At 60.9% G+C, this 3024-nt stretch carries 3 protein-coding genes; 1 reads left to right on the top strand and 2 read right to left on the bottom strand.

Features of this window, described 5'->3' with window-relative positions; translation table 11 throughout:
- Positions 1–62: 62 nt before the first annotated feature.
- On the bottom strand, positions 63–359 hold the full coding sequence (locus CCR82_RS07220; RefSeq protein WP_276570550.1) for an AAA family ATPase: 297 nt from the start codon (positions 357–359) through the stop codon (positions 63–65).
- On the opposite strand from CCR82_RS07220, the gene CCR82_RS07215 reads away from it, so the two are divergent.
- A complete protein-coding gene (locus CCR82_RS07215) occupies positions 351–1076 on the top strand; it encodes a Fic family protein (RefSeq protein WP_201244724.1) in 726 nt (241 codons plus the stop codon). The two genes, CCR82_RS07220 and CCR82_RS07215, sit on opposite strands and share 9 nt — an antisense overlap.
- A gap of 6 nt (positions 1077–1082) precedes the next feature.
- Here the strand turns inward: CCR82_RS07215 and CCR82_RS07210 are convergent, their stop codons facing one another.
- Positions 1083–2630: a PD-(D/E)XK nuclease domain-containing ATP-binding protein gene (locus tag CCR82_RS07210; RefSeq protein WP_201244723.1), complete on the bottom strand. Its 1548-nt coding sequence runs from the start codon at positions 2628–2630 to the stop codon at positions 1083–1085.
- Positions 2631–3024 lie beyond the last annotated feature (394 nt).

Raw genomic sequence — 3024 nt, 5'->3', positions numbered from 1 at the left:
TCGTTCTACACTCAGGTCGCCCATGGCTGACATCCCCCAACCGTCAAAACAAAGAGCGGGGATCATCGGAGATGTAGGATGGAGCGTCTAACAGTATCCGCTAATATGTTGATGCGATTGCCCTGATCCCAGCGCCCATCGGCTTCCAGCCCTGAAAACAACGCCTGGTTGCCACTGAACAGCTCGGCGAGCGTATCCAGAAACAGGCTCTTACCGAAACGCCGTGGACGCGACAGGAAGTAATACTTACCCTCCTCGATCAGCCGCAGCGCGTAGCCGGTCTTATCGACGTAGTAATGGTCGTCCTCGCGGATCTCGCGCAGGGTTTGGATGCCGATGGGGAGACGTTTATGGTGCATAATGTCGTGATGGTTCCAGCAACGGAGACACATTGGGGGATGCGACCCCAGCGGGACAAGGCCCTGATGTTAGCGCGGCGTGAAGTCGCGGTCTTCGTCTGTGACGCGGTGAATCTCGAAGGCATCCCGTTCACGCTACCAGAAGTTCAAACGCTGCTGGAGGGCATTACCGTGGGCGGGCACAAAGTCAGCGATCAGCAAGTCGTGCTCAACCAGGGTAAGGCCTGGGACCATCTGTTCGCCTCGCTGCGCGAGAGAACCTTTGCACTCAGCCGCGATGTCGCCTGCACCCTGCATGGCATCGCCGCAAAAGAAGAGGCGCTCGCCTGGGGAGCATTCCGTTCTGGCGGCGTGACGATCGCTGGTACCGATTGGCTCCCGCCCAAGCACACCGACCTGCCCCATTTGTTCGAGCGCATGATCGAACAGGCGGGCTTGCTCGAGGATATTTACGACCGTGCGATCTTCGTTTTCTTGGAAATGGCGCGCACGCAGTTTTTTTATGATGTCAACAAGCGCTTGGGCCGCTTGATGATGAATGGCCTGTTACTCGATAGCGGATACCCGGCCATCAATCTGCCCGCGCGCCGTCAACTCGAGTTCAATCAATTGATGCTCGATTTTTACGCCTCCGGCGATCAAGCCGCAATGAACGCCTTCATGCGCTCCTGTCTCGACACCAGGCTGATCGATATCCTCCGCGAACCCAACGCTTAACAACGCTCAAACCAGCGTCTCGATCTCGAACGCCACCACCCCGCGCTGTTCGCGGCTGAATTCGATGCCGATCAGATGGATCGGCAGCCCCTCGGCGCGATATTTCTCGGCATAGCCGCGCGCCTTGATCTGCGCCAACGCAGCCCCTTCGGGGGCGATCTCTACCACCTTGAACTCGAACAACCAGATGGCGCCATTGAAACGCAGGCGCAGATCGAGCCGCCCATGGTGGCTGGCATCCTCCGGCACCAGATCGAGCCCGAGTGCGGCGAAGTGACTGTAGAAGACGCTGGCGTAATAGCCTTCGTAACGCGCAATCGGGTTATTATCGTGCCAGGCATGCGGAATCGCCGCGAACAGGCTTTCGACATGCTGACGCAACGCCTGGAGCTCGCCCGCCAGCAAGAGGTCGTACAGGCGACTCGTCAACTCGCTCGCCTGCCCAGGATTGCCGATCAGCGCTTTCGACAGGCTGTCGTTCAGCGCGGCGCTGACCTCGAGATTCGGGTAACTCAGGCGATATTCCCAACGCGCGCCGATCTGCCGAGCGCCGGTGAAGGTCAGATAGCCGGTTTGCCAAAGCAACGCCTCGGTCGCCAGATGATCGATGTCGAACGCCGAGAGCAGCGTCTCGTCCGCGCGCAGCTTGGCCAGGTTGGGCGTAAAGAAGCCACGCTCGGTGAGCACATCGACCAGAAAGGTCGGCGTGCCGGTCTCGAACCACCAGGCGCGAAATACGCGCGCATCAAACAACAGCAGCAGATCAAAGGGGTTGTAGACCGCCTCGCCAAGCCAGTTGTAGCCGTTGTACCAGGCGCGGATCTGCGCGCGGTCCAAGCCCTCAAGCTCGGGCGCGAAGACGGCGTCCAGATCGGCCTCGGTATACCCGCACAGGGCCGAGTAGCGCGCATCCACGGTGATGTCCCGGAGATTGTTCAGCCCCGAGAACAGGCTCACCTTGCTGAACTTGCTCACACCGGTGAGGAAGGCGAAGCGGATATGCGCATCGGAGTCCTTGATCACCGAGTAGAGATTGCGCAGCCCGTCGCGCAGCACGCGCGCGGTGTCGGGATCGCGCAGATTATCCAGGATCGGCTTATCGTACTCATCGACCAGCACCACCACGCGCTCGCCAGTCTTAGCGTGGGCCTTGCGGATCAGCTCGGCGAAGGCACCATCACTGGTCGGCTGTTCGCAGCGAATACCGAGCGCCGCTTGGTTGAGCGCGAGCTGCTCGCGGATCTTGGCCTCCAGCTCGGCGCGGGTGCCGACCACCCCGCCGCCGAAGCTAAACCGAATCACCGGATAAATGCGCGACCAATCCCAGCGCGCATCGGCTTCCAGCCCTGAAAACAACGCCTGGTTGCCACTGAACAACTCGGCGAGCGTGTCCAGAAACAGGCTCTTGCCGAAACGCCGTGGACGGGACAGGAAGTAATACTTGCCCTCCTCGATCAGCCGCAGCGCGTAGCCGGTCTTATCGACGTAGTAATGGTCGTCCTCGCGGATCTCGCGCAAGGTTTGGATGCCGATGGGGAGGCGTTGACGGTGCATAGTCGTGTCAGCTCGTTCAGCATTCGTTCGCTGGCGGCTCGGACGCTCGCGGGCCGCGCCTTGCGCCTTGATGCGCGCTAGTCTAGCTTGGCCGCATCACGCTTGGCGCGATTCGGCGTCGAGACCAGCGATCGATCAACAACGGAGACCCTCGCAATGGCGACACCAGCTGAAGAAGTTTGGGCACTGTTTCGGGAAACCGGGCGTATCAGCTCCTGGGCGCCGTGGCCGGCATGGTCGTGCCCGACCAGGTCAGTCGCTTCGCCTACCGCAAGGGGCTGTTCGTGCTCGCCCAATCCGGGCAGGCGATCGAGATCCGCAACGACGCGCGCTTTCAGCCCAGAACCTGGTAACACTGAGGCTCACCGCTCGCCCGGAGCCTGCGTCTCGACGG

It is taken from the genome of Halochromatium salexigens (assembly GCF_016653295.1).
GTDB classification, from domain to species: Bacteria; Pseudomonadota; Gammaproteobacteria; order Chromatiales; family Chromatiaceae; genus Lamprobacter; species Lamprobacter salexigens.
This window is presented reverse-complemented; position numbering and strand designations above follow the sequence as displayed.

What these genes read in the sequence shown, in the direction of transcription:
- CCR82_RS07215 (WP_201244724.1), top strand. Translation starts at nt 351, where the DNA reads ATGGTGCATAATGTCGTGATGGTTCCAGCAACGGAGACACATTGGGGG.
- CCR82_RS07220 (WP_276570550.1), bottom strand. Translation starts at nt 359, where the DNA reads ATGCACCATAAACGTCTCCCCATCGGCATCCAAACCCTGCGCGAGATC.
- CCR82_RS07210 (WP_201244723.1), bottom strand. Translation starts at nt 2,630, where the DNA reads ATGCACCGTCAACGCCTCCCCATCGGCATCCAAACCTTGCGCGAGATC.